Annotated in this window: 24 protein-coding genes; 14 read left to right on the top strand and 10 right to left on the bottom strand. The window is 61.0% G+C overall.

The annotated features are described in order from the left end of the window. Positions 1-96: 96 nt before the first annotated feature. Both C8K18_RS20710 and C8K18_RS20705 read right to left on the bottom strand, forming a co-directional pair. Complete coding sequence (locus C8K18_RS20710; protein WP_107709481.1) at positions 97-456, bottom strand: protocatechuate 3,4-dioxygenase; 360 nt, start codon at positions 454-456, stop codon at positions 97-99. Beyond that, positions 453-1,298 (bottom strand): gallate dioxygenase, encoded by an 846-nt coding sequence (locus tag C8K18_RS20705; protein WP_029970193.1) that lies wholly within the window; start codon positions 1,296-1,298, stop codon positions 453-455. The genes C8K18_RS20710 and C8K18_RS20705 overlap by 4 nt, the downstream gene beginning before the upstream one ends. Positions 1,299-1,697: 399 nt before the next feature. Between C8K18_RS20705 and C8K18_RS20700 the strand changes: the two genes are divergently transcribed. Beyond that, positions 1,698-2,399 carry a GntR family transcriptional regulator gene (locus C8K18_RS20700; RefSeq protein WP_107709478.1) on the top strand — a complete coding sequence of 234 codons (702 nt, stop codon included), beginning with the start codon at positions 1,698-1,700 and terminating at the stop codon, positions 2,397-2,399. 77 nt (positions 2,400-2,476) lie between these two features. Next, entirely contained in the window at positions 2,477-3,742 is a 1,266-nt protein-coding gene (locus tag C8K18_RS20695) for a LysR family transcriptional regulator (protein WP_107709659.1), read from the top strand. A gap of 12 nt (positions 3,743-3,754) precedes the next feature. On the opposite strand, the gene C8K18_RS20690 is transcribed toward C8K18_RS20695, so the two are convergent. After that, on the bottom strand, positions 3,755-4,867 hold the full coding sequence (locus tag C8K18_RS20690) for a 4-oxalomesaconate tautomerase (RefSeq protein WP_107709476.1): 1,113 nt from the start codon (positions 4,865-4,867) through the stop codon (positions 3,755-3,757). A 328-nt stretch (positions 4,868-5,195) separates the two neighbouring features. Between C8K18_RS20690 and C8K18_RS20685 the strand changes: the two genes are divergently transcribed. Beyond that, a complete protein-coding gene (locus tag C8K18_RS20685; RefSeq protein ID WP_107709474.1) occupies positions 5,196-5,501 on the top strand; it encodes a hypothetical protein in 306 nt (101 codons plus the stop codon). A gap of 227 nt (positions 5,502-5,728) precedes the next feature. Here the strand turns inward: C8K18_RS20685 and C8K18_RS20680 are convergent, their stop codons facing one another. Then, positions 5,729-6,754, bottom strand: coding sequence for a nitrilase-related carbon-nitrogen hydrolase (locus C8K18_RS20680; RefSeq protein WP_165919836.1), 1,026 nt, complete (start codon positions 6,752-6,754; stop codon positions 5,729-5,731). A gap of 94 nt (positions 6,755-6,848) precedes the next feature. Here C8K18_RS20680 and C8K18_RS20675 point away from each other — a divergent pair, with 94 nt between their 5' ends. The 5 genes from C8K18_RS20675 to C8K18_RS20655 are packed head-to-tail and all read left to right on the top strand — an operon-like array spanning position 6,849 to position 9,809. Beyond that, positions 6,849-7,751, top strand: coding sequence for a LysR family transcriptional regulator (locus tag C8K18_RS20675; RefSeq protein ID WP_107709471.1), 903 nt, complete (start codon positions 6,849-6,851; stop codon positions 7,749-7,751). Between the two features lie 60 nt (positions 7,752-7,811). Further along, positions 7,812-8,147, top strand: coding sequence for a helix-turn-helix transcriptional regulator (locus C8K18_RS20670; protein ID WP_006049871.1), 336 nt, complete (start codon positions 7,812-7,814; stop codon positions 8,145-8,147). Continuing rightward, entirely contained in the window at positions 8,144-8,671 is a 528-nt protein-coding gene (locus C8K18_RS20665; RefSeq protein ID WP_107709469.1) for an SRPBCC family protein, read from the top strand. Before C8K18_RS20670 ends, C8K18_RS20665 begins: the two co-directional genes overlap by 4 nt. A gap of 24 nt (positions 8,672-8,695) precedes the next feature. Continuing rightward, positions 8,696-9,118, top strand: coding sequence for a DUF1801 domain-containing protein (locus C8K18_RS20660; RefSeq protein ID WP_006049873.1), 423 nt, complete (start codon positions 8,696-8,698; stop codon positions 9,116-9,118). A 22-nt stretch (positions 9,119-9,140) separates the two neighbouring features. Beyond that, complete coding sequence (locus C8K18_RS20655; protein ID WP_006049874.1) at positions 9,141-9,809, top strand: O-methyltransferase; 669 nt, start codon at positions 9,141-9,143, stop codon at positions 9,807-9,809. A gap of 3 nt (positions 9,810-9,812) precedes the next feature. On the opposite strand, the gene C8K18_RS20650 is transcribed toward C8K18_RS20655, so the two are convergent. Next, positions 9,813-11,963, bottom strand: coding sequence for a tetratricopeptide repeat protein (locus tag C8K18_RS20650; RefSeq protein ID WP_107709467.1), 2,151 nt, complete (start codon positions 11,961-11,963; stop codon positions 9,813-9,815). Between the two features lie 211 nt (positions 11,964-12,174). On the opposite strand from C8K18_RS20650, the gene C8K18_RS20645 reads away from it, so the two are divergent. The 3 genes from C8K18_RS20645 to C8K18_RS20635 all read left to right on the top strand — a co-directional run bounded on the left by C8K18_RS20645 (position 12,175) and on the right by C8K18_RS20635 (position 16,557). Then, positions 12,175-12,576 (top strand): DUF2946 domain-containing protein, encoded by a 402-nt coding sequence (locus C8K18_RS20645; protein WP_006049876.1) that lies wholly within the window; start codon positions 12,175-12,177, stop codon positions 12,574-12,576. A 132-nt stretch (positions 12,577-12,708) separates the two neighbouring features. Continuing rightward, entirely contained in the window at positions 12,709-15,024 is a 2,316-nt protein-coding gene (locus tag C8K18_RS20640; RefSeq protein WP_107709658.1) for a TonB-dependent receptor, read from the top strand. 57 nt (positions 15,025-15,081) lie between these two features. Beyond that, positions 15,082-16,557, top strand: a complete 1,476-nt coding sequence (locus tag C8K18_RS20635) for a PepSY domain-containing protein (RefSeq protein ID WP_107709465.1) — start codon at positions 15,082-15,084, stop codon at positions 16,555-16,557. A gap of 33 nt (positions 16,558-16,590) precedes the next feature. Here C8K18_RS20635 and C8K18_RS20630 read toward each other — a convergent pair whose 3' ends face one another. From C8K18_RS20630 to C8K18_RS20615, 4 genes are all read right to left on the bottom strand, one after another. Beyond that, positions 16,591-16,923 carry a DUF2322 family protein gene (locus C8K18_RS20630; RefSeq protein ID WP_107709463.1) on the bottom strand — a complete coding sequence of 111 codons (333 nt, stop codon included), beginning with the start codon at positions 16,921-16,923 and terminating at the stop codon, positions 16,591-16,593. 96 nt (positions 16,924-17,019) lie between these two features. Next, positions 17,020-18,936: an SMP-30/gluconolactonase/LRE family protein gene (locus C8K18_RS20625; protein WP_107709461.1), complete on the bottom strand. Its 1,917-nt coding sequence runs from the start codon at positions 18,934-18,936 to the stop codon at positions 17,020-17,022. Between the two features lie 82 nt (positions 18,937-19,018). Further along, positions 19,019-19,660: a DsbA family oxidoreductase gene (locus C8K18_RS20620; RefSeq protein WP_107709459.1), complete on the bottom strand. Its 642-nt coding sequence runs from the start codon at positions 19,658-19,660 to the stop codon at positions 19,019-19,021. Positions 19,661-19,754: 94 nt separating this feature from the next. Then, entirely contained in the window at positions 19,755-20,753 is a 999-nt protein-coding gene (locus C8K18_RS20615) for an SDR family oxidoreductase (protein ID WP_107709655.1), read from the bottom strand. Positions 20,754-20,931: 178 nt separating this feature from the next. On the opposite strand from C8K18_RS20615, the gene C8K18_RS20610 reads away from it, so the two are divergent. From C8K18_RS20610 to C8K18_RS20600, 3 genes are read left to right on the top strand one after another with little or no spacing between them, the layout of a single operon-like run. Then, positions 20,932-22,767: a thiamine pyrophosphate-requiring protein gene (locus tag C8K18_RS20610; RefSeq protein ID WP_107709457.1), complete on the top strand. Its 1,836-nt coding sequence runs from the start codon at positions 20,932-20,934 to the stop codon at positions 22,765-22,767. A gap of 59 nt (positions 22,768-22,826) precedes the next feature. Then, positions 22,827-23,411 carry a glutathione binding-like protein gene (locus C8K18_RS20605; protein ID WP_107709653.1) on the top strand — a complete coding sequence of 195 codons (585 nt, stop codon included), beginning with the start codon at positions 22,827-22,829 and terminating at the stop codon, positions 23,409-23,411. 45 nt (positions 23,412-23,456) lie between these two features. Beyond that, the gene (locus C8K18_RS20600; protein ID WP_107709651.1) at positions 23,457-24,068 is read left to right on the top strand and encodes a diguanylate cyclase; all 612 of its coding nucleotides are present in this window, start codon (positions 23,457-23,459) and stop codon (positions 24,066-24,068) included. A 3-nt stretch (positions 24,069-24,071) separates the two neighbouring features. On the opposite strand, the gene C8K18_RS20595 is transcribed toward C8K18_RS20600, so the two are convergent. Beyond that, complete coding sequence (locus tag C8K18_RS20595) at positions 24,072-25,169, bottom strand: beta-propeller fold lactonase family protein (protein ID WP_006049890.1); 1,098 nt, start codon at positions 25,167-25,169, stop codon at positions 24,072-24,074. Positions 25,170-25,180 lie beyond the last annotated feature (11 nt).

Raw genomic sequence — 25,180 nt, 5'->3', positions numbered from 1 at the left:
AAGAAAATAGTTTCCCGTACCGGCTTTCAATGGAAGCCGGGTTTTGTTCTGTTATCCGAATTAAATGCGCCTGCAGCGGGCGCCGTGTCGAGCGCGCTACACGGCTTCCGGCACCTTGCGCGTCTTCAGAAACGCTTCGAGCGTTTCGCCTCGCATGCTTGCGTACATCCCAAGATTCGTGATCTTCACGACGCGCGCGAATTTCTCCAGCACGAAGAAGCACACGCCGTAGCGAATCAGGCCGATCCAGTCGGCGTTATCGACGAGCGTGCGCTCCTCCGGTGTTAGCCGTGCCGCGTCGTAAGCCGCCTCGCGGTTCTCGAGCCACAGCGTGCGCGCCGCAGCCTCGCGCATTTGCCAGAAGAAGCGGTTCAGCCGCATGGCCTTGATGCTCTGGCGAATGTCGAACGGATAGGTGCCGGCCAGTTCTTCGACGCCGATCAATTGCGGATTCATTGCGCCACCTCGTCTTCGTAAATCGTGACGGCCATTGCCGTGCTGGTCGCCAGGTAATAGTTGCGATGTAGCTCGCGCACCGTTGGCCCGAGCGCGCCGCGCATCGCGAGCCACATGATCGTTTCGACGCTTTCCGCGCCGCCCAGGCGCACATAGTCGACATGCTTCATCGCGGCAAGACGCTCTGGCTCGTGAACGATCAGGTCCAGAAACTCCATGTCCCATTCGGTGTTGTTAAAGCCGCTGCGCTCGCCGTGCACCTGATGCGAGAGACCGCCCGTGCCGACCACCACGACGTCGAGGTCCGCTTCATATGATTCGATCGCGCGGCGCAGTGCTTGTCCGAGCCGATAGCAGCGGTTCGCGGTCGGCAGCGGATACTGCAGCACGTTGACCTCGATTGGCACGAGCGCAAGCGGCCAGCCGCCCGCATGCGGCAACATCAGCGAGAGTGGCGAATTGCAGCCATGATCGAGCGGACGATCCTGGAAGATCGTGAGATCGAACTCGTCGTTGACCAGTTGCTCGGCAATGTGAATCGCGAGGTCGGGGTGGCCCGCTATATCCGGAAGCGGGCGCTTGCCCGCGCCCTCGTCCGCGAATTCATGAGTGGCCGATACGCCCAGTGCAAAGGTCGGATAGCAGTCGAAGAAAAAGCTGTTCGCGTGGTCGTTGTAGAACATCACCATCGCGTCCGGCTTGCGCTCTGCGAGCCAGCTCGCCACAGGTTCATAGCCCTTGAAAAGCGGCGCCCATGCCGGATCGTTCTGCTTGCCCTTGTCGTACGCCATGCCGATAGTCGGCACATGCGAAGTGCCGATGCCGCCAATGATCCTTGCCATTTCGTTTGTCTTCCGTTACTTCGTGCTGCGCTATTGCTGTGCGCGAATCGGATAGGTTGCCGGGAACACGAAAGAAGCGTTGGCAACCGTCTTGGGATACGAAGATAGGAATTGTGGGGGCTTTCGGGAAGTACGGGTAAACGCGCGAGATGAGCAGAATCGTCGCTACCAGTGCAGTGCGAGAGCCCTTCCGTCTTCATGCAATGACCCGCGAGCCGCATGATGCCAGGCCGTTTTGGTATCCCGAACGGATCTAAGCTGACTTCGCAACCGTATTTCTGGAACGGCAGCCAATAAACAAAACAGATGGCCATAAAACCAACTCGCAAGACGCCTTCGAAGCGTGGTGCAACCCGGCTCGCGTGGCTATACTGGACGACGTCCAACGAGTAGACGACGATGAACGAAACCACTCAGCAGGCCATTGTTCAGACCTTACGCGAGAAAATCCTGGCAGGCGAACTGTCGCCCGGACAACGGCTCGTCGAAGCGCAACTCGCGCAATGGCTCGGTGTGTCGCGAACGCCGCTGCGTTATGCGCTTAGCGTCTTGTCATCCGAAGGACTGCTCGATCGCTCCGGCGCTCGCGGTTATGTGGTGCGCCGTTTCAGCGTGCGCGACGTGTTGAATGCGATCGACGTGCGCGGCGTGCTCGAGGGTCTCGCCGCGCGTTCGGTTGCCGAGGGCGGCGTGGGCGCGGCGCTCGCCGCCGCACTCGACGACTGCCTGCGCGAGGGCGACGAGATTTTCCGCAACGGCCAGCTAAAACCCGGCGACGACGTGCGTTATGCCGACATGAACGGGCGCTTTCACTCGCTCATCATCGAAGCCGCGCAAAACGCAGCGGTGAGCGCCGCGCTGAGCCTGAACGACAAGATTCCGTTCGTCTCGCCGTTCACCATCGCATTCGACGAAGCCGCGCGCGAGCGCCAGTTCATGATGCTGACGTACGCGCACCGCCAGCATCATGCGATCGCGGACGCGTTGAAGAAAGGCGAAGGCGCGCGCGTGGAGGCGTTGATGAAGGAACACACGCACATCTCAAAGGAAAGCCTCAATCTGTCGCTGCCGGCGTTGCACCTGATTGCGGGCGCGGCATGACGCAGAACGCAGCGCCTCGTCGCGTGAGGAACCAGGGCACCGCGCAAGGAACCACGCCTACGTCCGCAAGCGCCGCCATGCGCACTAGGCCCGCGAATACGAAAGACCTCCTCAACCTCGCGCAACTACGCGCGTTTCGCCTCGTCGCCGACAGGGGCAGCGCGACGCGTGCGGCGGCTGCGCTGTTTCGCGCGCAATCGGCGGTCACGCGATCAGTGCAGGAACTCGAATCGGCGCTCGGCGAACCGCTCTTCGATCGTGGTCCTTCGGGCATGTTGCCCACGCCGGTCGGGCGCGCGGTCCTGCTTCGCTGCGAGCGGATTTTTGCGGAGCTCGAAGAACTCGCGCAATGGTGCGCCGCGCGCCAGACGCGTCGCCGGCCCGCTGCTGAGGGCGCGTTGCCCGCGTATTTGCTGAACACGCGGCGGCTGCAAATCTTCGTCGCGCTGGCACGGCATCGTCACATGCCGAGCGCCGCGAAGACGTTCGGCATCAGCCAGCCTGCCGTGAGTACCGCGATTCGCGTACTGGAAAGCGGCTCGAGTTTGAGCCTCTTTCATAGAAGCCCGCGCGGTATTCTGCTCACGACGGAAGGCGAAACTTTTCTGCTGCACGTGCGCCGCGCATTGAACGAACTGCGCCACGTACCCGACGATATTGCCGCATTGCGCGGCAACATCCAGGGCGCGGTGACCGTCGGCGCATTGCCGCTCGGACGCACGCTGATCCTGCCGAAAGCCATCGCGAAGATGAGCGCGGAAAATCCAGGAGTGCGTGTCGTCACCGACGAAAGCGCCTATGAAGCGTTAGTGGCGGGTCTGCGAGCGGGCGACATCGACTTCATTCTCGGTGCGCTGCGCGAAAACGATGCGACCAGTGGCCTGAGAAACGAGCGCCTGATGTCGGAAGACATGGTGCTTCTCGTGCGCCGCGATCACCCGCTCACGCGCGCGCATGAGCCGCGTATCGCCGATTTGCGCGACGTGCAATGGATTCTGCCGCGCAGCCACGCGCCGGCTCGCGCGCTATTCGAAGCGCAATTCAAGCGGATGAAGATCAGGCCGCCGCTGCCTACCGTCGAAACCGCTGATCTCGCGGTGATTCGCGGCCTGCTGCTAGGCACCGACATGGTTGCGGCGCTGTCGGCGCAGCAGTTGCACTACGAAGTGCAAACGGGCCAGCTCGCGGTGCTCGACGTGCCGCTTCACAATACGCGCCGCGACATCGGTTTGACGTTGCGCGCGGCGGGCACGCCATCGCCAGCGGCTCGCGCGCTGATCGATGCGATTCGTTTGTCGGTGGTGGACGTTACGCGTACCGTCAGCGCCGCCACGACGAACTAGCGGCCGTTCAGTTTATAAAGAACCTCTTTGTTCCCACACCGAAGCAGGAATGCCGACCACGCCGTCGAACAACCAGCGCGCGGTGCGCAGCAACGCCGCGCTCAACACCACGGGACGATCGCGCTCGCCGCCGAGTGTCAGTTCGACAGTGAACTCGCCAGTCGGATGCTCGACGGACACCTGCTTGCGCGCGCCTTCCGCATCGACGTTTGCAAGGCCGTCGCAAACAGTTCCCGGCAACACTGCGGCGGTTGCCACGCTGACCGCGCCGAGCACGCCAATCGACGCATGGCAGCGGTGCGGAATAAAGCTGCGCGTGGAGATGGTGCCGCCATCGCGCGGTTCGGCGACGAGACACATCTTCGGCACAGTGCGCGTGCTGACATCGCCGAGGTTCATCATCGGGCCTACGGCCAGGCGGATTTTTTCGATGCGCGCCTTCAGTTCCTCGTCGGCATCCAGTTCCTCGCGCGTTTCGTAACCGCTGCGTTGCAGGTCGCGCGCGCGCATCAGCACAAGCGGCATGCCGTTGTCGATGCACGTCACCTCCACGCCTTCAACGGTGTCCTTCAATTGACCCGTCGGCAAAAGCGCGCCGCATGTCGAACCGGCCGTGTCCCTGAATTCGAGTGGAATCGGCGCGGCGCCGCCAGGCACGCCGTCGATGCGCGCGTCGCCTTCATACGTCACGCGAAAATCCGGCGTGCTGACTGTGGCCACTGCAATCTGACCGGTGTTCACCATGTGAATGGCCACACGCGTGCTGCCTTCTTCCGCTTTGACGAGTCCGCGCTCGATGGCATACGGCCCGACGCCCGCGAGAATGTTGCCGCAATTCTGACCGAAATCGACGCGCGCCTCGTTGACGACAACTTGCGCAAACAGATAATCGACGTCGGCGTCCTCGCGCGACGAGCGGGAAACGATCGCGACCTTGCTCGTCAGCGGATCGGCGCCGCCGAGACCGTCGATCTGCCGCGGGTCGGGCGAACCCATCACGGCGAGCAGAACACGGTCGCGCTCGGTCGGATCGGCGGGCAGATCGGACGCCATGAAAAACGCGCCCTTCGACGTGCCGCCGCGAATCAACATGCAGGGAATGCGGGTCTGTGTGCGACCGGACATCGCGGGTCTCCAACGCTAATGTGGCTGTCATTGTAGATTTGGCACGCGTCGATCAAGCGCCTAAAGCGGCCCATAAAGCCATCTAATCTCGTTATCGGTAAGGTTGGCATCACGCGTTTTTGCGGATCACAAAGCGCGTGTAAACGAGCTTTGTCTACGTGGCTGCAATGCGTTGGTGCAGCGCACTTGAAAGCCATGCTTTCTACAGACAAAAATCCTCGCCCCGTCCATGCCTGCGATTGCCCTTAAAAACGGCTTCTATTCGACCAATTGAAGTTCGCTCGCCCGGCGCACACTGTTTTCGTGCCAATCGCGCCAGGAGCCTCAGATGTCTTCCCGCCATCGCCCGAATCGCCCGGACTGCCCGGATCGCCCGTTCGACGAAAATCTGCCCGAGTTGACGGCAACCGAAGCGAGCTCCGCGTCCGCTGGCGACACGGGCACCATGCACGACCTGCACCTCGCTTCGCAAAATGTGTTGCGCCTCGCGACGCAGACGTACAATGCAGCGGCGCGGGGAGATGAAAGAGCGGCGCACGCAGCGCGTGCTTCGCTGGAAAAGCAGCTTGGATTGGCCACGCATCTGATCGACGAGATTCTTTCCGCCGGCGACGACCAACCCACGATGCACTGACCGGCTGGCAACACGGTACAGCCAACGATAACGACAGCACTTCTATAACGTTCGAGACACGAAATGAGCGCTTTGACGGTAATTCTCTGCATTTGGGCGATGGTTGCGGTGTGCGCGGTGCTGTTCATCCGAGGCGCGACGGCGCGAATCGAGCGCCCCACGAAATCGACGCAAGGCCGTCCGGCGCGCTTTTCAATCGCGGAATAGGTGTTCTGGCGCGGGTCGCATCAACCGATGACGCGATTGCGTCGGACCTGCGCAAACGACACTGCAACCGCGCCTTTGGCCAACACGCGTTGCGCGTCGAAGTCCGCGGCGTTTAGCGCAGAGCGGCTCAATGCGCCATAAAGATTCGATCGGCGGGCGCCGAGCCATTCGCGCCCAGGGCTAACCCCTATCAGCCTCGTGTCGAGTTCGGCATAGACGAGGCCGCCTGTCGTTTCGCCGCTCGACATGTCCGCTAATGTGCGGCCGAACGGATCGACGATCATCGCTGCGCCGGCCGGTTTCGGCTGCCCGGCGATATCGGCGCCATCGCTGAACACGACAAACATTCCGTTATCGACGGCTCGCGCAGGCAGCCAGCGGCATAGCCATTTTTCGGCACTGCATGCGGCTTCGCAACGCGCCGCATTCGCTATCGACGCGCGGTTAAGCGCCTGCTCCATCGACATCGGCTGAATCCACTCGCTCCCCTCCCCGCTCACACCATACGTTCGATGCGGCGCGATCAGCAGCGTCGCGCCCATCAGCGCCGCCATGCGCACGTTCTCGACCACATAGTTATCGGCGCCGATCAGGATACCGATGCGAATGCCCGCTGACACATCGAACACGGTGAAGCGATCGCCGCTGCCAATGCGCGGATGCTCGAACGCATGCAGCTTTCTGTGGCAATAGCGCACGCCGCCCGGCAGACACACCAGATAGCTGTTGAACAACTGCCCATCCGTCGCGCGTTCGATAAGTCCCACACCAGCCGCGACGCCAGTGCGCTCGACGGCATCCATGACCGCGCGCACGGAAGGACTATCCAATGGTTCAGCAAGCGCATTCAGTTCGGCACGGTTCAGCTTCGCCATGCTCGCGTATCCGCTGATACAAGCCTCGGGAAAGACCACGAGGTCGATGTTGCGCGACGCGGCAAGCGTCAACCAGTCCGCGATACGCGCGACATTTTGCGCGGCTTGCCCGCGGCACGACACAAGCGGCACCGATGCAACGCGAAACGACGAAGCGAACGAAGACAGCATTTTCACGGCCCGGTGAAGTAAGAACAGCACCATTGGACCGCGCTACCATCCATACGTAAAATGAAAGTTTCGGTGCATTCGATTACTTTGAAGAATGGAACTCAAACTACTGCGGGCATTTCTCACCGTCACCGAGCTGCGCCATTTCGGCCAGGCAGCGGACGTGCTATGCGTGAGTCAACCCGCTCTTAGCAAGCAGATCGCGGCATTGGAAGCGAGCCTCGGCGCGCGTCTTTTCGAGCGTGGCCGGCATGGCGCGGAACTCACTACTTTTGGCGCTGGCTTTCTCGCCGATGCGGAAGCGCTAGTTCGCGATGCCGACCAAATCCTCGCGCGGGCACGCGAGGCGAGCAGCGGCGCGCGCGGTTTTCTGCGCGTGGGTCTCGGGCTCTCCACGCTGACCGAAGTCCCGCAACTGGTCGCCGACTTTCGCAAGCGCTATCCCAACGTCAGCGTGACGCTCAACGACCTGTCGTCGGCGGAGCAAACGCGGCGGCTTCTTTCCGGCAAGCTCGAAGTGGGCTTTCTGCGCTTGCCGGCCGACACCGGCGTCTCCGCATTCGCGATGCTCGACGAGGCACTCGGGCTGGCTATTCCGCAGCACGCACGCTGGAAACGCCTTCCTTCGGACCTGAACGAACTGAACGAGTCGGGCTTCATTGCACTCGCGCGCGGACGGGGTCCGGGCCTCGCCGCGCAGATCGACCAGTGGTGTGCCGCGCATCGTTTCGTGCCCAATGTGATCCAGCAGACCGACGACATTCAGACCGTGCTGGCCGGCGTGGCCGCAGGCGTCGGCGCCGCGTTTCTGCCGTCCCGCGTGCAGTATTTGTTGCGCGACGCGAGAGTGCTGCCGTTGCGCGGACCCGGCGCCAGTTGGCGCATCGGTCTCGCATGGCAAACCGCGCGCGACGATGCGGTCGTGAAATGCTTCGTCGAGTTCGTGAAGGCGGCGCGGAAAGCGAAGCGAAACCGGAGCCAACCAAACGAATCGTGAGGCTTTCGCATCCACAGCCGCGGCTTGACACGTATATGCCTCACGGAGTATATAAACGACATGGACTCAACTTTCGCCATCATCGCCGAGCCGAGCCGCCGCGCCATTCTCAGTCTGCTTGCAGCTTCGGAGCAGTCCGTGGGCGATATCGAAGAGCAGCTCAATCTCTCGCAGCCCTCTGTTTCGAAGCATTTGCGTGTGCTTCGTGACGCCGGCTTCGTCGAGTCTCGCGTCGACGCGCAACGGCGCGTCTATCGCATCAAACCGGAGCCGCTCATGGAGATCGACGCGTGGCTCGCTCCGTTCCGCCGTTTCTGGTCGGTTCATCTCGACGCGCTCGAGCGTCATCTCGATCAGACTCATCCCGCACCACGTCGCAAGGAGAAGAAGCGATGAGCAATCGCGATTCATACAGGCCCGGCCCCGCCGCCGGCGCAGAAGTTCAGAAAGACGGAGACCGGTGGACGCTCGTCCTCGTGCGCGAACTGCGTCATTCGCCGGAGAAAGTCTGGCAAGCGCTGACGGACCCGACGAGCCTGCGCGAATGGGCGCCGTTCGATGCGGACCACAGCCTTGCATCGGTCGGTCCGGTCAAGCTTTCGACAGTGGGCACGCCCACGCCGCAAGTGTCGGAGACGCAAGTCACGCGCGCCGACGCGCCGAATCTGCTCGAGTACCGCTGGGGCGAGAACGATCTTCGCTGGCAACTCGAATCGCTAGGCGACGGCACGCGTTTGACGTTGTGGCACAACATCGGCCGCAAGTTCATCTCGATGGGCGCAGCCGGCTGGCACATATGCCTCGACGTGCTCGACCATTTCCTCGCGGGCGATCCGCTGGGACGTATCGTCGCCGGCGATGCGATGAATTTCGAATGGCCGCGTCTGAATACCGAATACGCGAAGCAATTCGGCCTCTGAACCGAACAAGCTCGGGAGAGCACTATGAATAAATCGGCTTCGTCGGAAGCACTGCCGGCCTCGGAACTGATCGACAAAAGAATTGCCGATCTCGCGGACTGGCGCGGCGCCACTTTGAGCAGAGTGCGCAAGCTCATCCACGAAGCCGATCCTGACGTGATCGAAGAATGGAAATGGATGGGCACGCCTGTGTGGTCGCATGATGGAATCATCTGCACGGGCGAGTCGTACAAGTCCGCGGTGAAGCTGACGTTCCTGAAGGGCGCTTCGCTCGCGGACCCCGCAAAGCTTTTCAATTCGAGTCTCGACGGCAATGCGAGGCGCGCAATCGACATTCACGAAGGCGAGGAACTCGACGCGAATGCGTTTAAGGCCCTGATTCATGCGGCAATCGCGCTTAATGAATCGGGCAAGGCATCGAAGGCGAAGCCGAAGCGCGCGAAGTAGTTCACACCATGCGGGAGAAACGATGGACGAGAACCTTTGGAATACGATCGACGAATATCTGACAAGCAGCCTTCTACCCGAAGATGCGTCACTCGACGCCGCATTGCACGCAAGTGCCGAGGCGGGTCTGCCGTCCATCAACGTCGCGCCGAATCAGGGCAAGCTGCTGCATCTGCTCGCGAAACTGCGCGGCGCGCGGCGTATTCTCGAAGTCGGCACACTCGGCGGCTATAGCACGATCTGGCTCGCAAGAGCGCTGCCGCCAACCGGTCAACTCATCTCTCTCGAAGGAAACAGCGACTATGCTCAAGTGGCGCGAGCGAACCTGGAACGCGCGGGCGTGTCGGGCGTTGCGTCGATCGTCGTGGGCGCCGCGGCGCAAACGCTCGCGCAGTTCGTCGCCGATAACGTCGAACCGTTCGACATGATTTTTCTCGACGCCGACAAGAAGAGCTATCCCGAGTACCTGCGCCTGTCACTGCAATTGAGCCGCGTCGGTACGCTGATCGTCGGCGATAACGTGATTCGCCGCGGCCGCATTGCCGATCACGCGAGCAGCGATCCGGACGTAGCCGGCCTGCATGAATTCTTCAGGCTGCTTGGCAGCAATCCGCGCCTCGATTCCACTGCGATTCAAACGGTCGGCACAAAAGGGTGGGACGGCTTTTCGATGACGCTCGTAACCGCGTAGCGGCTACTCGCGCACACCGAATCGCGCGACGCACGCCTGTCTCACTCTTTCGACAACCGCCGTCCACTCCTCGCCCCGCTCGCGGCGAAATAGTCGCAGCGTGTGCGGATACCACGGCGAATCGCTGCGCTCGTGCATCCATCGCCAGTCCACATCTTTCTCCGGCAGCATCACCCAGCAGGGTTTGCCGAGCGACGCAGCGAGATGCGCGATCGACGTGTCGACGCAAATCACCAGATCGAGTTGCGCGACGATCGCCGCGCTGTCGGCAAGATCTGTCACCATCGAACCAACGTGGAGCAACGGCTGATCAGGTGGCGGGTGGCGCGCCTCGTCCTCGCCCTGCCCTTTCTGCAGACTCACGAAGCTGAGACCGGCCACGCTCCACAACGGCGCAAGCGTAACGAGCGACGGAATCGAACGATTGGCGTCGTTATGATGCTTCGCATTGCCCTTCCACACGAGACCGATCTTGCGCCCCGGCGGCAATGCGTCGAGCACAGGCCGCCATTTTTCGACGAGCGACTCTTCGGCCGCGAGCCGGACCGGCCGCGGAATCGTATCGACGGTTGTGCGCAAATGCAGTGGCGCACTCAAGAGACTCGTCCAGCAATCATAATCGGATGCACGCGCCGCTGCCCTCTCGTGATCCAGCACAGAGTCCACACCGTCGACGCGAGTCATCAGCCGATGCAACGCGGGCGCGCAGGCAAACGCAATATGCGCGGCGCCCTGCGCCTTCAGTAACGCGAAATAGCGGCTGAATTGCAGCATGTCGCCGAGACCGTCTTCCTGCCAGACGAGCAACGATCGTCCCGAGAGCGCGTCGCCCTGCCACTGCGGACACGATAGCCGCTGAGCAGTCTGCCGATGCACGAAACCCGTCTGCTGATAGCGGCATTCATAAAGCGGCCAGCCTTCCTCGAAACGTCCCATGCTCAGCAGCAATGTCGCGAGCCCGAAGCGCGCGTCGTCGTAATCGGCGCGTAGCGAAAGTGCGCGACGGTATGCGCTTTCCGCCTCGGGCAGACGCGTCAATTGCGCGAGCGCGGCGCCGAGGTTGTAATGCGCTTCGGCCAGATCGGGATCAGTGGATAGCGCCTGTTCGAAAGCCTCGACGGCCTCGGGCAAACAGTCGAGCAGGCGCAGCACGCAGCCGAGATTGTTATAAGCGGGCGCTATGTCGGGACGCAGGCGAACCGCTTCGCGATAAGCGGCCGCGGCTTCCTCCATGCGTTCGAGTTTGAAAAGCGTGATGCCGAGGTTGTAATGGGCCTCGGCGTAATCGGCGCAAAGCGCGATTGCCTTGCGATACGCGGACTCGGCTTCGGGCAGCCGTGCAAGATCGGTCAGCGCCGCGCCAAGATTGACGTGAGCCTCCGCGTAGTCGGGGCGCATGGTCAACGCAAGCCGGCAAGCGAGTTCGGCTTCGGTCAGACGCTGCGCAGCCTTCAACGCGCCGGCGAGGTTATTCAATGCCTCCGGATAATGCGGCTGGATGCTGAGCGCGTCGCGATAAGCCGCGTCCGCTTCGTCGACACGACCGAGATCCATCAACACGTTGCCCAGATTGTTGTGCGCTTGCGCGTGCGCCGGTAATCGGCGCAGCGTCTCGCGATATGCGGCCTCGGCTTCATGCAGGCGTCGCAACGTTTGCAATACGACGCCGTGGTTATAGTGCGCCTCGGCATGGTCCGGGCGAAGGGAAAGCGCACGCCGATACGACACCTCGGCCTCTTCATGATGGCCTTGCGCATGCAGCACTGCGCCCAGTTGATTGTGAGCGTCCGCATGCTCGGGCCGCATCGCGATGAGTTGCCGATAAATTGCTTTGGCCGCCGACAGGCGACCGCGCGCTTTCAGCAACGCGCCGAAGCTCTCATACACTTCGACATAACCTGGCGCGATACGCAGGCATCGGCGCCAATGGCGCTCTGCATCGTCCGCGTGACCGAGACGGCACGACGAAGCCCCGGCGATGTTCAGCGCGTCGGCCATTGCGTGAATCGCTGCATCGTCGAGCGTGCTTTCGTCGTGCTCGATCGCGGGCATTACCGTCGATAATGCCGCGGCAAATTCATCCGCCGAGTAGAGCGCTATCGCCTGCTGGTTGAGTTGTTCAATTGAAGAGGCGAGCGTCTGCGTGAAAGTCATGAGTCCAGTAACGTTGCGAGTGCGGCGTCCACGCGCGGGATCGCCCATGTTGCACAAAGGCCAACATGTACCACGCAGATTAAGCGATGCGGCCGCGTTGTAACGGCGGGAAATGAGCGGATTTCCGGCTTCAATCCGTCGTTATGCCGGACATCGGGCAGAAAAATGTGCGTGGCAGTGCTAGAATCGCCGCGTTTTCCTGCTCATCGCCATGACTCCACACTCCCGCAACCGTCTGACCGCCTGGCTTGGCCTCATCGCCATGTGGCTCGTCGTGTTTGCGCCGGTCGTGAGTCAGACGCTGGTCTCCAACCGCGCGCAGGAGCCGATTGCCGCGCTATGTTCGGCGCTGCAAACCGTTCAGCCCGGCGCGATGCAGCACGCCAGCCGCGCCGACACATCGGCCGTCCACCTCAGTCACGACGACGCCTTCGGCGCTTGCGGTTACTGTCATCTGTTGCAGCATCATGTGGCCATGCCCACGGTTGCGGCCGCGCAGCCGCCGGTTGTCATCGTCATGACAGGCACGGCGCCGCCCAGTCTCTCCACCCGCTTCACACCACTCGGCGCGTTCCCTTCGGGACGCCCTAGAGCACCGCCCTCCGTTTCCTGATCGTCGTTGTTCCTGATCGCCCGCGCATTGCGTGCATTGACCACATGTGGCCGCGTTAGCCGCATTTGCCGCATTTGCCGCATCTGTCGATGGCGCGCGCGATCGTCCGTTCAATGCATGAAGGAAACGCTCATGTCGATCTTCTCATTGCGAAGGCTGCGCGCCTTCGTTCCCCCAGCCATGACCGCGTTAGCGGTCGCGCCGGCTCACGCCGACACGGCGAGCGCCGACACGACGCTGCCCGCCGTCAGCGTGAGTGCGAATAGCGCCGCAAACGAAAGCGTCGCGCCCCGCGCCGTCGATCCGAATCTGCCGGCTTCGGTCGAAACAGTCACGCGCGAGCAATTCTCCAACTGGAATGTCGTGAACACCGAGGACGTGCTGAAGTACATGCCGAATCTCGCGGTCCGCAAGCGCTTTATCGGCGATCTGAATTCGATCATCGCAGTGCGCGGCACGAGCAATACGCAAAGTGCGCGCGGTCTGGTCTATGCGGACGGGTTGCTGCTGAGCAATCTGCTTGGCAACAACTTTTCTTTTCCACCGCGCTGGTCGATGGTGTCTCCCGACGAGATCCAGCAGGTCGATGTGATTTATGGCCCGTATTCCGCGCTCTATCCGGGCAATTCGCTTGGCGCGACCGTATTGATCAGCACGCGCATGCCAAAGAAATTCGAGGCCGAAGCCGACGTAAAAGCATTCACGCAGCACTTCAACCTTTATGGTGTGAACCGTAATTTCAACGGCAGCGAAGCGAGTGCGTCTATCGGCAACCGGATCGGCAAGTTCTCGTTTCTGCTCGGCGTGAACCATCTGGAGAACACGAGCCAGCCGCTGCAATTCGCGACGCTCGCCAAATCGGGCACGCCCGCGAAAGCCGGCGACACGCCGGTTACAGGAGCGTACTTCTACAACAACCAGACCAATACGCCGACCGCCATACTCGGCATTAACGGCGAAGGCATCGAGCACACCGTGCAGGACCAGTTCAAGCTGAAGATGCAATACGACTTCACGCCGACACTGCAAGGCGCTTTTACGCTCGGCTACTGGCATCAAACGTATAACAGCGAGACGTCGAGTTTTCTGCGCGACGCGAACGGCAACGCTGTATATGGCGGCAAGGTTTCGATCAACGGCTACGAGTACACGATTCCGGCTTCCGCATTCGCGCCGAGCCTGGGCCATAGCGAGAACTGGCTCTATGGCGTGACGCTGAAAACGCGCAACGCCACAGGCTGGAACGGCGAGGCGATCGCCTCGTATTACGACGTCAGTAATAGCGTCGCGCGTCTTGCGAGTTCCGGCGCGCCCGGCAATGGCGCGGGCACCGTGACCTTCGGCGACGGCACCGGCTGGAAGACACTCGACTTGCGCAGTACTTACACGCCGACGTCGACGCAAGCGGGTCTCGCGAATCATGCGCTCGCTTTCGGCTACCACTACGACAATTACTTTCTCGACAACGAAAGTTACTCGACGCTCAATTGGCGCGACGGCTCCGCGACTTCATTCGCCAACGCATTCGCCGGCAAGACGCAAACTCAGGCGCTCTACGCACAGGACGCATGGCGCTTCCTGCCGCGCTGGAAATTCGTCTACGGCGTGCGTTACGAAGACTGGCGCGCGTACGACGGATCGCAAGCGTTGCCAGGCACCAGGGTTGCGCTCGCTAACGCCAGTGAGCAGCACTTTTCGCCGAAGGCTTCGCTGTCATTCGACGTGAGCGACGATCTGACGTTACGCGCGTCGGTTGGCCGCGCATATCGCTTCCCGACAGTCAGTGAGTTGTTCCAGGGGCAAATCAACGGCTCCTCGATCGTCAACAACAACCCGAACCTGAAACCGGAAGACGATCTTTCGAAAGAACTCACCGCCGAATGGGCGCATTGGAATGGCATCTTCCGTTTCTCGCTGTTTCAGGACGACGTGAAGAACACGATTTTCAGCCAGACGGATACGACCGTGATTCCGAACGTGACGAACTTCCAGAACATCGGCAAAGTGCGTTCGCGCGGCGTGGAAACGAGCTATTCCGGCGAGAACGTGTTCGTGCGCGGACTCGATCTTCTGGCAAGCGTCGCTTATACGCAATCGAAGATCATTGCCAATGCGCAGAACCCTGCGAGCGTCGGCAAGTACTTTTATCGCATTCCGCTATGGCGCGTGAATGTGGCGGCGACCTATCGCTTCGACGAACGCGCGGCAGTGACACTTGCCGCGCGCTATTCGGGCCGCCAATACAACACGCTCACGAATACCGACACGAATCCGGATGTATTCGGCGGCACGAGTTCTTACACGGTGGCGGACGCGAAGTTCACGTTCAGGCCCACGAAGCTGAGCGAAGTCGGCATTGGCGTCGACAACATTTTCGATGCGCGCTACTTCGTCTATCACCCTTACCCAGGACGCACGTTCTATCTGGAAGCGAAGTTGCGCATGTAGCGCGCAATCGTAGCGTTCTAGCGCAAGAACCAGATCAATCTTCTTCAGGAGGATTCAATGTCCACCATCGCACCGCATAACGCCGTATTAGGCACGACGAGTCCCAGCAGCGGCTATCGCACGCTCTGGCGATGGCACTTCTACGCTGGCCTCTTCGTGATGCCGTTTCTCATCGTCTTGGCAATAACGGGTACGTTGTACTGTTTTCAGCCGCAGATCGAGCCGCTGCTTTATCCGCGGCTTCTCGTCGTCGAACCGCAAACGGCGCCGCGCATGTCAGAAGACGCGCTGCTCGCGCGAGCGCGTGCGGCCATGCCGTCCAATGCAATCGCCGTCACCGCCGCGATCTCGAACACGCCCGAGCGCAGCACGGAATTCATTTTTCGTCTCGCGGACGGCGAAAAGCAGAGCGTCTATCTGAACCCGTATAGCGGAGAAGTACTCGGCACATTGAGCGTCGAGCGTCGCTTGACGCAGGTTGACCGCATGCTTCATCGCAAGCTATTGCTCGGCAAACCGGGCGAATTGCTGATGGAGCTTGCCGCATGCTGGACGCTCGTGATGATCGGCACCGGCATCGCGCTGTGGTGGCCGCGTGAAACGACACGCGTGCGGGATGCACTCGTGCCGCGTCTGACGTTAAAGGGCCGGCCGCTGTGGAAGAGCATCCACGCGGTCATGGGCATCTGGCTCGCACTCGGCGCGCTTGCGTTCGTGTTGACCGGTTTGCCGTGGTCCGGCTCGTGGGGTCAGCAGTTCAAGGCGCTCGCGACCGCTGCGAATCTCGGCGCTCCGCCTGGCACGTGGGGCGGCTTGCCGTTGCGCTCGGTGCTGCCTGCGGGCACGAGCAAAGAGATCGACGCGAAGACAAAACCAGGCGCACAAGCAGAACACGCCGCGCATATGGACTCCATGCCCGGCATGGTGATGGACGACTTGCCGCTGCCGCAAACGCCGTGGGCCGTCGGCAATGCGCCGGTGCCCGCTTCCGCCGATGCGAAAGCAGCGGCCCCGTTGCCGCTCGGCCACATCGTCGCGCAAGCCGCGTCGCTCGGTGTCACGAGCGGCTACAACATCGCGTTGCCGACATCGCCGACGGGCGTCTATACCGTGTCGTATTTCCCAGCCGATCCACAACTGGAACGCACCATCTATATCGATCAGTACAGTGGCGCCGTTCGGAAAGACATTCGCTATGCCGACTATGGCGGCGTATCGAAAGCGGTGTCATACGGCACGTCATTGCATATGGGCCGCTATTTCGGCGTCGCCAATCAGATTCTGTGCGCCGCGATTTCGTTGGGGCTCGCGTTGATGGCCCTGACCGGCTGCGTGATGTGGTGGAAGCGCAAACCGCAGCGCTCGCTCGGCGCGCCTTCGCGGGAAAGAGCCGCACCGCCGATGCGCGGCTGGAAAACCGGCCTCGTCATGCTCGGCATTGTCTTTCCGTTGATGGGCGCAACGCTTGTCGCCGTATGGCTCGCCGACCGCGCGATATTCGGCCGCGCAGCGCACGGCCTTCAAGGTCGTTAAAGCAAGTCGCGTTAACGGCGGCCCGAACGCAGTTCAGTCCGCCGCAATCACGTCGATGCGCAAAGCCGGCGCGCCCGCTGCAATCGCGAGAAGATGGTCGACATTCGGATGAGCGCCGGGCCGGTTGCGCGCGTCGGCGGTATGTTCGCCGAACACCGCGAGGCCGTGTTCGGCGACTTTGGCGTCGAGCGCACCGAACGTCTGTTGCAGATAGTTGTACACCGCGAGCGAGCCCTGTTTGCCCAGCTTGTTCTCGATGCTCGCAACAACGGCGCCTTGCGCGTCGATCAGATCGATACGTGCAATGCCGTCGATTGCAGGCATATGCGCGAGGTTTTCCTTGAATACGTTGCTCGGCTGAATCACTGAAACCACTCCTTTAAGCGGGAAAATGCCACGAGGGCCGTATCTTATCCGATGGCCTACGTGATTAGCGCGAAGCCTCACGCAGGCCCACGCCGCTTACGGTGTCCAGCGATGCACGATCATGCTCGACCCGTTGTAGTTGTCTTTCGTAATCACGTATTCGCCGCTTGCCCGCAGAAACGCTCGCAGTCCGTACATCGAATCGACATCGTTGCCGACATCCACAGTACCGGGGCTATTGTTGATGAGCGTCGCGTCGAGATTGCCGGTGTTCAGGTTGAACGCGTCGATGTTCGGCACCGTATGCACGTAGCCGACAAAAAGATAATTACCCACTGCGGTAATCGACTTCGGATTCGCGCTCGTGAGATTGATCACCGGCTGAGGCTGTGTCGTATTGCCCGCGCTCCAGCCGTGATAGACCTCGATGCGCGACTGTATCGCCGTCCAGTCCCAACTGCCTGCCACGCCTTGCGCGAGAATCATCGTGTCGCTCTCGGGCAAATAGATGATGCGCGTCAACGGCCGGATACTCATTGGAATCTTGATCGTGACGACCGGGCCCCACAACGGCTTACCGTTTCCGTCGAAACCCGTAAGCGGGTAATGATAGATATGGTTTGTTCTGTCGAGACCCGCCCACACATCGCCCCTGCTGTCGATGCAAAAGCCTCCCGTCACCTTCACCGTCGTGTTGAACGCCGGGCCCGGCAAAGAGCCATCCGGTATTGCAATGTAGCCGCTCGCCGAATTGAAATGATAGAAGTTGAAGGTGTCGGGGTTCTGGCCGGACGCGACGAGAATGCGGTTTCCGCCCACCGCGACGAGTTGCCCGAAGTGCTGCCCGCGCTGCGTGTCGTTGATATTCAGGCGCGGGTCTGACGGATAAGTAAACGGGTCGACGGTATTCGCAACGAAGGTGCCGCCCGCGGTGCCCGTGTAAATATGCGCGCCGCTATAAAAGTACGCGCCGTCGGTCAACGGGTCCGGTGCCGCGACCGCTTCGAAGTTCAGTGCCTGCATTTTCCATTGCAGATTGCCGGCGCTGTCGTAGGCATGCAGATCGGTCGGACCATTGCGGCCCATGTCCCAGCCGCCGCCCCACGGATTGTTGAGCACATACAGGGTGCCCGCTGCGTCCCTGCCGATGCCCGCTACGCGCGTGAAGCGCTTGTCGCCGACCTGCCCTTTGATTCCGGTAGTCGTATCCAGGTAGCCGCCCTGAATGCCGAATGTACCGGCCAACGTCGGCGCGCCCGCCACGTTATAGATCTTGATGTTCATGTCGGGGCCTTCGTCGCCGACCATGAGCCGTCCCGTCGATGCATCGAAGTACAACGCCGATGGCCGCGAAGCGGCGGGCATCTGGATCGTGTTGAGCGACGCGCCGCCCGCGCTGAATTGCGCTATGACGCCAGCGCTTTTTCGCGCGACCCACAGATTGCCCGCAGCATCGAGTGCGAGTGCGCCGGGACCGGACACCGCTATATCCTGCTGCCACACGCCGTCAGTCGTATAGACGCGCACACGGTTGCCGTAAAAATCGCTGACATAAAGCAGCGTGCCTGCCGTGGCGAGTCCGGTGATGACATCCGCATGAGGGATGCCGGTCCACACGCTGACCGGAATGCGAAGTTCGAGCGCTTTCGTTGCACGGTTATAGCGCCCGACCGAGCCGCTGCCGAACGACCTGTTGTATTGCAACGCCGTGAAAATCGACGTCGCATTGCCGGTTATCGCGCTGCCCTGGAAGTCGGCGTGCGTGCCGATCGAGCCGATGTTCTGACCGTTCTGATAGATCGCGACGCCGCCCTCGTTCTCGTCCCACAACGACGACGTATAAATCACGCCTTCCGGTGCGACCCACATTGAACGCGCGCCGTTGCCGACATGCGCGGCCAGCGTGCCATAGGTATTGGCGAGCCAGTCGGTCGTATATTGCGCATGAGCTACGCATGCAAGCGCCATCAGCGCGAAGCCGAGCAACGCGGCATGGATTCGTTTGGTGACCATGAACGGGGTTCTCCGGCTGTATTTCGTTTACGCCAAAAAAAGGCCTGCTATTGCGCAGGCATTCACATACGAAAGTGCCGGATTATGCTTCGGCCAGAATCTGCTCAATGACCTGTTCGAAGGTTTCGACAGGTTGCCCGCCGCTCACCAGATAGCGGCGATTGAAAATGATTGCCGGCACCGACTGAATGCCGTGCGACTGGAACTCTTCTTCTTCGGTGCGGACTTCGTCGGCATAGTCGCCGTTTTGCAGCACGTTGCGCGCGGCATCGGCATCAAGTCCCACAGACTGCGCGACTTCGACGAGCACGTCATGATTGCTCGGATCGCGGCCTTCCGAATGATAGGCGCGCAGCAGCGCGAGCTTGAGCGGCAGTTGCTTGCCTTCGAGACCTGCCCAATGCAACAGGCGGTGTGCATCGAACGTGTTGTAGACATGCGTGCGCGGACCGAACTCGAAGCCGACGCTTGCGCCGCGCTCGCGGATCATGGCCTGCGTTTCTTCGATCTGCTCGGGCGTGCGTCCGTACTTCTTGCCCAGATAATCGACAATCGCCTGGCCCTCGGGCGCCATCTGCGGATTCAGCTCGAACGGGTGCACGACGATCTGCGCATCCACTGCGTCACCGACGCGCGACAACGCGAGTTGCAGCGACGAAAGGCCGATTGCGCACCAAGGGCATGCAATGTCGGAAACGAAATCGATGGTGAGCGGCTGGGACATGGCTTTCCTAAGGGCTGTGGGATAGGTGTATTGTCACCTATCCTCGTGACTCTTACCTGGTGGCCGGCAAGAACCCTTTGTTACGCCGTCGTATCTATGCGCCGCGATTCTTTCTGATCAAAAATCCGATGCCGCCGACGATCCCTATGCCTGCCAATGCGCATAAAAATCCACGGTGACGAACCGCGCACATCTCCAGGCTTACGGGTTTCGACTCATGGTCGAAACGTCCATGCGCGCTGTAATCGCCGGGTACGGGATCGAACAGATTGTTAGGCGCGTCGGCAGGAAGCGGCTCGTCGGTGACCTGTCCTGAGTAGCCCGCCTTTGCCAGATATCTGTCGAGCAGTCCGGGCGCGATGAAGTTGGCCAGTATCGCCTTGACCGTCGGAAAACCCACCCATACCTCGCGACGCTTATGCGTTGCAGCGAAATAGATCGCGCGCGCGGCCACTTCCGGCTGGAAAATCGGCGCGACGGGCTTGGCCTTTTTACCCATCTTGTTGAGCGACCAGTCGAATTGCGGCGTATTCAGCGCGGGCAAATCGACCATCGTCAAATGTACATTGAGCCCGTCGTGAATGATCTCCGAACGCAGCGAGTCAGTGAAACCCCGCGCCGCGAATTTTGCGCCGCAATAGACGGATTGCAGCGGCACCGAACGATAACCGAGTGCGGACCCCACATTGACAATCGTCCCGCGATTGCGCGTGCGCATGCGTGACAGTGCGGCCATCGTGCCGTGCACCTGGCCGAGGTACGTCACCTTGGTGCCTCGCTCGAATTCCTGCGCAGTCAGCTTCGATACCGGCGCGAAGACCGTGGCCATTGCAACGTTGACCCACACGTCGATAGGTCCAAGCTCCGTTTCGGTGCGCGTTGCCGCTTCTTCCACGCGCGCGGCGTCGGCGACGTCGGCTGGAATCGCAATTGCACGCACGCCGTATCGAATACGCAGTTCGGCGGCCGCGCGTTCGAGCCGCGCGAAATCGCGTGAAAGCAATGCGACATCGTAGCCATGTCGCGCGAATTCCTCGGCGGTCGCGCGTCCCACTCCGGCGCCCGCGCCTGTCACAACGACGACTTTATTCATGACGAATCCCTTGCACGACATGCACAGCGTTTTACTCACAAGCGCCCAGCAAAAAACGAGCCCGCTCCATTCACAGCGCAGGTTCGCAAGGAAGCAATTCATTCTTTCTGAGTGAAAGAACGCGGAACGTGGTTTGCAACCTCGCATGTGTGACGATCTTTATTGTGAGGAGCTGTCCATGTCCACAACTGTCGGTGACTTCATCGTCGAGCGACTCCAGGCGTGGGGCGTGCGCCGAATTTTTGGCTATCCCGGCGACGGCATCAACGGCGTGTTCGGCGCGTTGAATCGCGCGCAGAGTGAAGCGAAGAAGCATCACAAGAACACGGACCAGCCGGCGCCTATCGAATTCATTCAGGTTCGTCACGAGGAAATGGCCGCCTTCATGGCGTCCGCGCATGCAAAATTCACCGGCGAGCTCGGCGTCTGTATCGCGACGTCGGGGCCTGGCGCATCGCACCTCGTGACGGGACTTTACGACGCCCGCATGGATCATATGCCCGTGCTGGCTATCACCGGTCAGCAGGCTCGCGCGGCGCTCGGCGGCCACTATCAGCAGGAAGTCGATCTCGTCTCGCTCTTCAAGGACGTCGCGGGGGCGTTCGTCGGACAGGCGTCGGTGCCCGCGCAAGTGCGGCATCTCGTGGATCGTGCGATACGTACCGCACTTTCCGAGCGCAAAGTGACGGCGCTCGTGCTGCCGAACGACTTGCAAGACTTGCCGTACGAGCCTCCTGCGCGCAAACACGGCACGCTGCATTCGGGCGTCGGTTATCGCGAGCCGCGTCTCGTGCCTCAGCCTGAAGATCTTCAGCAGGCCGCCGACGTGCTCAACGCCGGCAAGAAGGTCGCGATTCTCGTCGGCGCCGGCGCACTGCATGCAACGGACGAAGTGATCGCCGTCGCGGAAAAACTCGGTGCAGGCGTGGCAAAGGCGCTGCTCGGCAAAGCGGTGTTGCCCGACGATCTGCCGTGGGTCACCGGCTCGATCGGCCTGCTCGGCACGAAGCCCAGTTACGATCTGATGACCGAGTGCGACACGCTGCTGATGATCGGCTCCGGCTTTCCGTACTCCGAGTTTCTGCCGAAGGAAGGTGCGGCGCGCGGCGTGCAGATTGACCTGAAAGCCGACATGCTGAGCCTGCGCTATCCGATGGAAGTGAACCTCGTCGGCGATAGCGTGGAAACGCTGCGCGCGTTGCTACCGTTACTCGAACACAAGCAGGACCGCGGGTGGCGCAAGACGATCGAAGGCTGGACTGCCGACTGGTGGAAGACACTCGACGAACGCGCACACGAGCCCGGCAAGGATGCCGTCAATCCACAGCGCACGGTATGGGAACTGTCGCCACGCGTTCCGTCGAATGCAATCGTGACGAGCGATTCAGGCTCCTGTGCAAACTGGTATGCACGCGATCTGAAGGTGAAGCGCGGCATGATGTGCTCGCTCTCGGGTGGCCTCGCGTCGATGGGCGCGGCAGTACCGTATGCGATCGCCGCGAAGTTCGCTTATCCGGAGCGGCCCGTCATCGCGCTGGTCGGCGACGGCGCCATGCAGATGAACAACATGGCCGAACTCATCACCGTATCGAAGTACTGGAAAGGCTGGGCCGATCCGCGCTGGATCTGCATGGTCCTTAACAATCAGGACCTGAACCAGGTCACGTGGGAACAGCGTGTGATGGAGGGCGATCCGAAGTTCGAGGCTTCGCAGGACATTCCTTCGGTGCCGTATCACAAGTTCGCGGAATTGATCGGCCTGAAAGGCATTTATGTCGACGACGCCGAACAGATGGGCGCGGCCTGGGACGCTGCGCTTGCTGCGGACCGCCCTGTGGTGATCGAAGTAAAGGCCGATCCGAACATCGCGCCGTTGCCGCCGCATATCACGCTTGCGCAGGCCAAGGCGTTTGCATCGACATTGTTAAAAGGCGATCCCGACGAAGGCAATGTGATTGTGCAGACCGCGAAGCAGGTGCTTGGCGCAGTGCTTCCGGGCCGTCACGACACGTAGAGGCACGCGGGATGCTGCTTTAAAAAATCGTCAACTGCTGCATGAAGGAGGGCCGCATCATGAAGCTTTACTATTCGCCGGGCGCGTGCAGTCTTGCCGATCACATCGCGATGCACGAGGCCGATATGCAATTCGACCGCGTGCGCGTTGACCTCAAGACAAAGACGACTGAGACCGGCCAGAAGTTCGATGAAATCAATCCCAAGAGCTATGTACCGACACTCGAATTCGACGACGGTCAACGGCTCACCGAAAACGTCGCGATCCTTTCGTGGGTCGCGCAACGCAAGCCCTCGCTTGCACCGTCGGGAGAACTCGGCGCTACTCGCCTGATTGAAATGCTCGCCTTTATTTCAACGGAGATTCATAAGCAATTCGGCCGCGTATTCAAGCCGGCGTCGAATGAGGAAGCGACCGCCGCTCGCGAGAAGATCGGCCAGCGTTTCCAGCTCATATCGACAATGCTTAAAGGCAACTATTTGTTCGGCGCAGAAGCGAGCGTCGCGGACGCCTATCTGTTCACCATGCTTCTATGGGCGAACAAAGTAAAGATCGAGGTCCCGCAAAAACTCGCGGAGTTCTCACAACGCATGCGCGGGCGGCCCGCGGTGCAACTGGCGTTGAAACACGAAGGGATCGAGTGAAGCCGCGTGCTCGCGTTGGTCAGCCAGCCGTTCGCCGAGGAAATCATGTCGACCGACCCAACCCTCACGATCCTGATGTACTTCGTTTTGCCTGTGTGGCTTGCGGCCGGTTTCGCGGACTGGCTGTGCCATCGCGCGACTCGAATCGAATCCACGACCGGCGCGAAAGAATCGGTGATCCATCTGTTGATGTTTGCCGAAGTCGGACTGCCGCTACTCGCCGCGATCTTTCTCGAGATCAACGCGGGCATCATTCTATTGATGATCGTCGCGTTCTTCGTTCACGAAGCGACCGCGCTGTGGGACGTCAGTTATGCAGTGAGTGGACGCAAGGTGACGCCGTTCGAACAGCACGTTCATAGCTTTCTCGAACTCGTCCCGCTGATGGCGATACTGCTTGTCGTCGCCCGTCACTGGACGCAATTTCTGGCGTTGCTCGGCCTCGGCAGCGAGCCGGCGAGATTCGGATTGACCGCGAAAAGCGAACCGTTGCCCGTCGCCTATATCGCGATTCTGTTCGCGTTGATTCTGCTATTCGAGCTACTGCCTTACCTCGAAGAACTATGGCGCGGCGTGCGCGCCCGCCGACGCAGTGCTGCGTCGGCGGGCGGGCCGGCGTCCGCGTCGCCGCATGCGCGGGGACGCAGTTCGCCGTAGACCTCAATCGTTCGATCCGTTGAACTCGACAATCTCGATCCAGTTCGCGCCCTTGCCGACCGGATACTGACCGAGCGCGCTCAATGCGCCCGTCTCGCGATTAATCCGGTATGCGCTCAGGTTGGTCGACAACTGACCGACCGCGAGCAGGTAATTGCCCGAAGGATCGATATTGAAGCCGCGCGGCTGCTTTTCGGTCGGATAGGTGCCGATGCGCGTCAGCTTGCCCGATGCACGGTCCACGCGATAAGCGGCCAGCGTGCTCGACGTGCGTTCCGATGCATAGACGAAGCGGCCGTCGGGCGTGATGTGAACATCCGCGCCCCACGGTTTGTCGCCGGAGAAGTTGGGCGGCAGAATGGAAACGGTCTGCACCGGCTTCACCGCATCGCGTTGCTTGTCGAATGCGAGTACATGCAGCTTGCCGTCGAGTTCGTCGATCAGATAAACGAAGCGCTCATCCGGCGAGAACACGAAATGGCGCGGACCCGATTTGGCCGGCAGCGAATAGGCGGGCGCCGCGTCTTGAGTAAGCGCGCCGTTCGCCGCGTCGAACTTCAAACGCAACCATGCGTCGGCGCCGAGTACTGACGCGAACACATAACGATTGTCGGGCGCATTGCGAATAGCGTGCGCCATCGGGCCCGTCTTGACGATCTGCTGAACATCGCCGGCAACGCCATTTGCACCGATGCCGTTCACCGCCAGCAGGTTGCCGCCATACGACGCGGAGAACAGATAGCGGCCGCTCGCGTCGGTCGACACATAGGCCATGCTTTCCGCGAGCGGCGCCTTGCCGAGTTCGGTCAGGCGTCCGTCAAGCGGACTGACTGCGAAGCTCACCACGCGAAAAGGCTTTGAACGCAGACCTGCATAGAGCCGCAAATGATTCGGCGAAAAGGCCATCGGCATGACCGTGCCGCCAACGCTCACTGTTTCGACCGGCTTGAGTGCGCCATTCGACTTATCGAGGCTGAAAACCGAAATGTCCTGACTGTCCGCATTCGACACATACGCATACGTGGACGCGTGCACGGTGGCGGACATCGCCACGCCGGCTAACAGAATTGCGACTGCACGCGAGACGGCACTAACGCTCATATTTGTTTTCC

The sequence above is a fragment of the Paraburkholderia sp. GV068 genome, assembly GCF_003058125.1.
In the GTDB taxonomy this organism is placed as follows: Bacteria; Pseudomonadota; Gammaproteobacteria; order Burkholderiales; family Burkholderiaceae; genus Paraburkholderia; species Paraburkholderia graminis.
The sequence above is the reverse complement of the archived record's forward strand: the minus strand, read 5'-3'. Positions and strand labels throughout refer to the sequence as shown.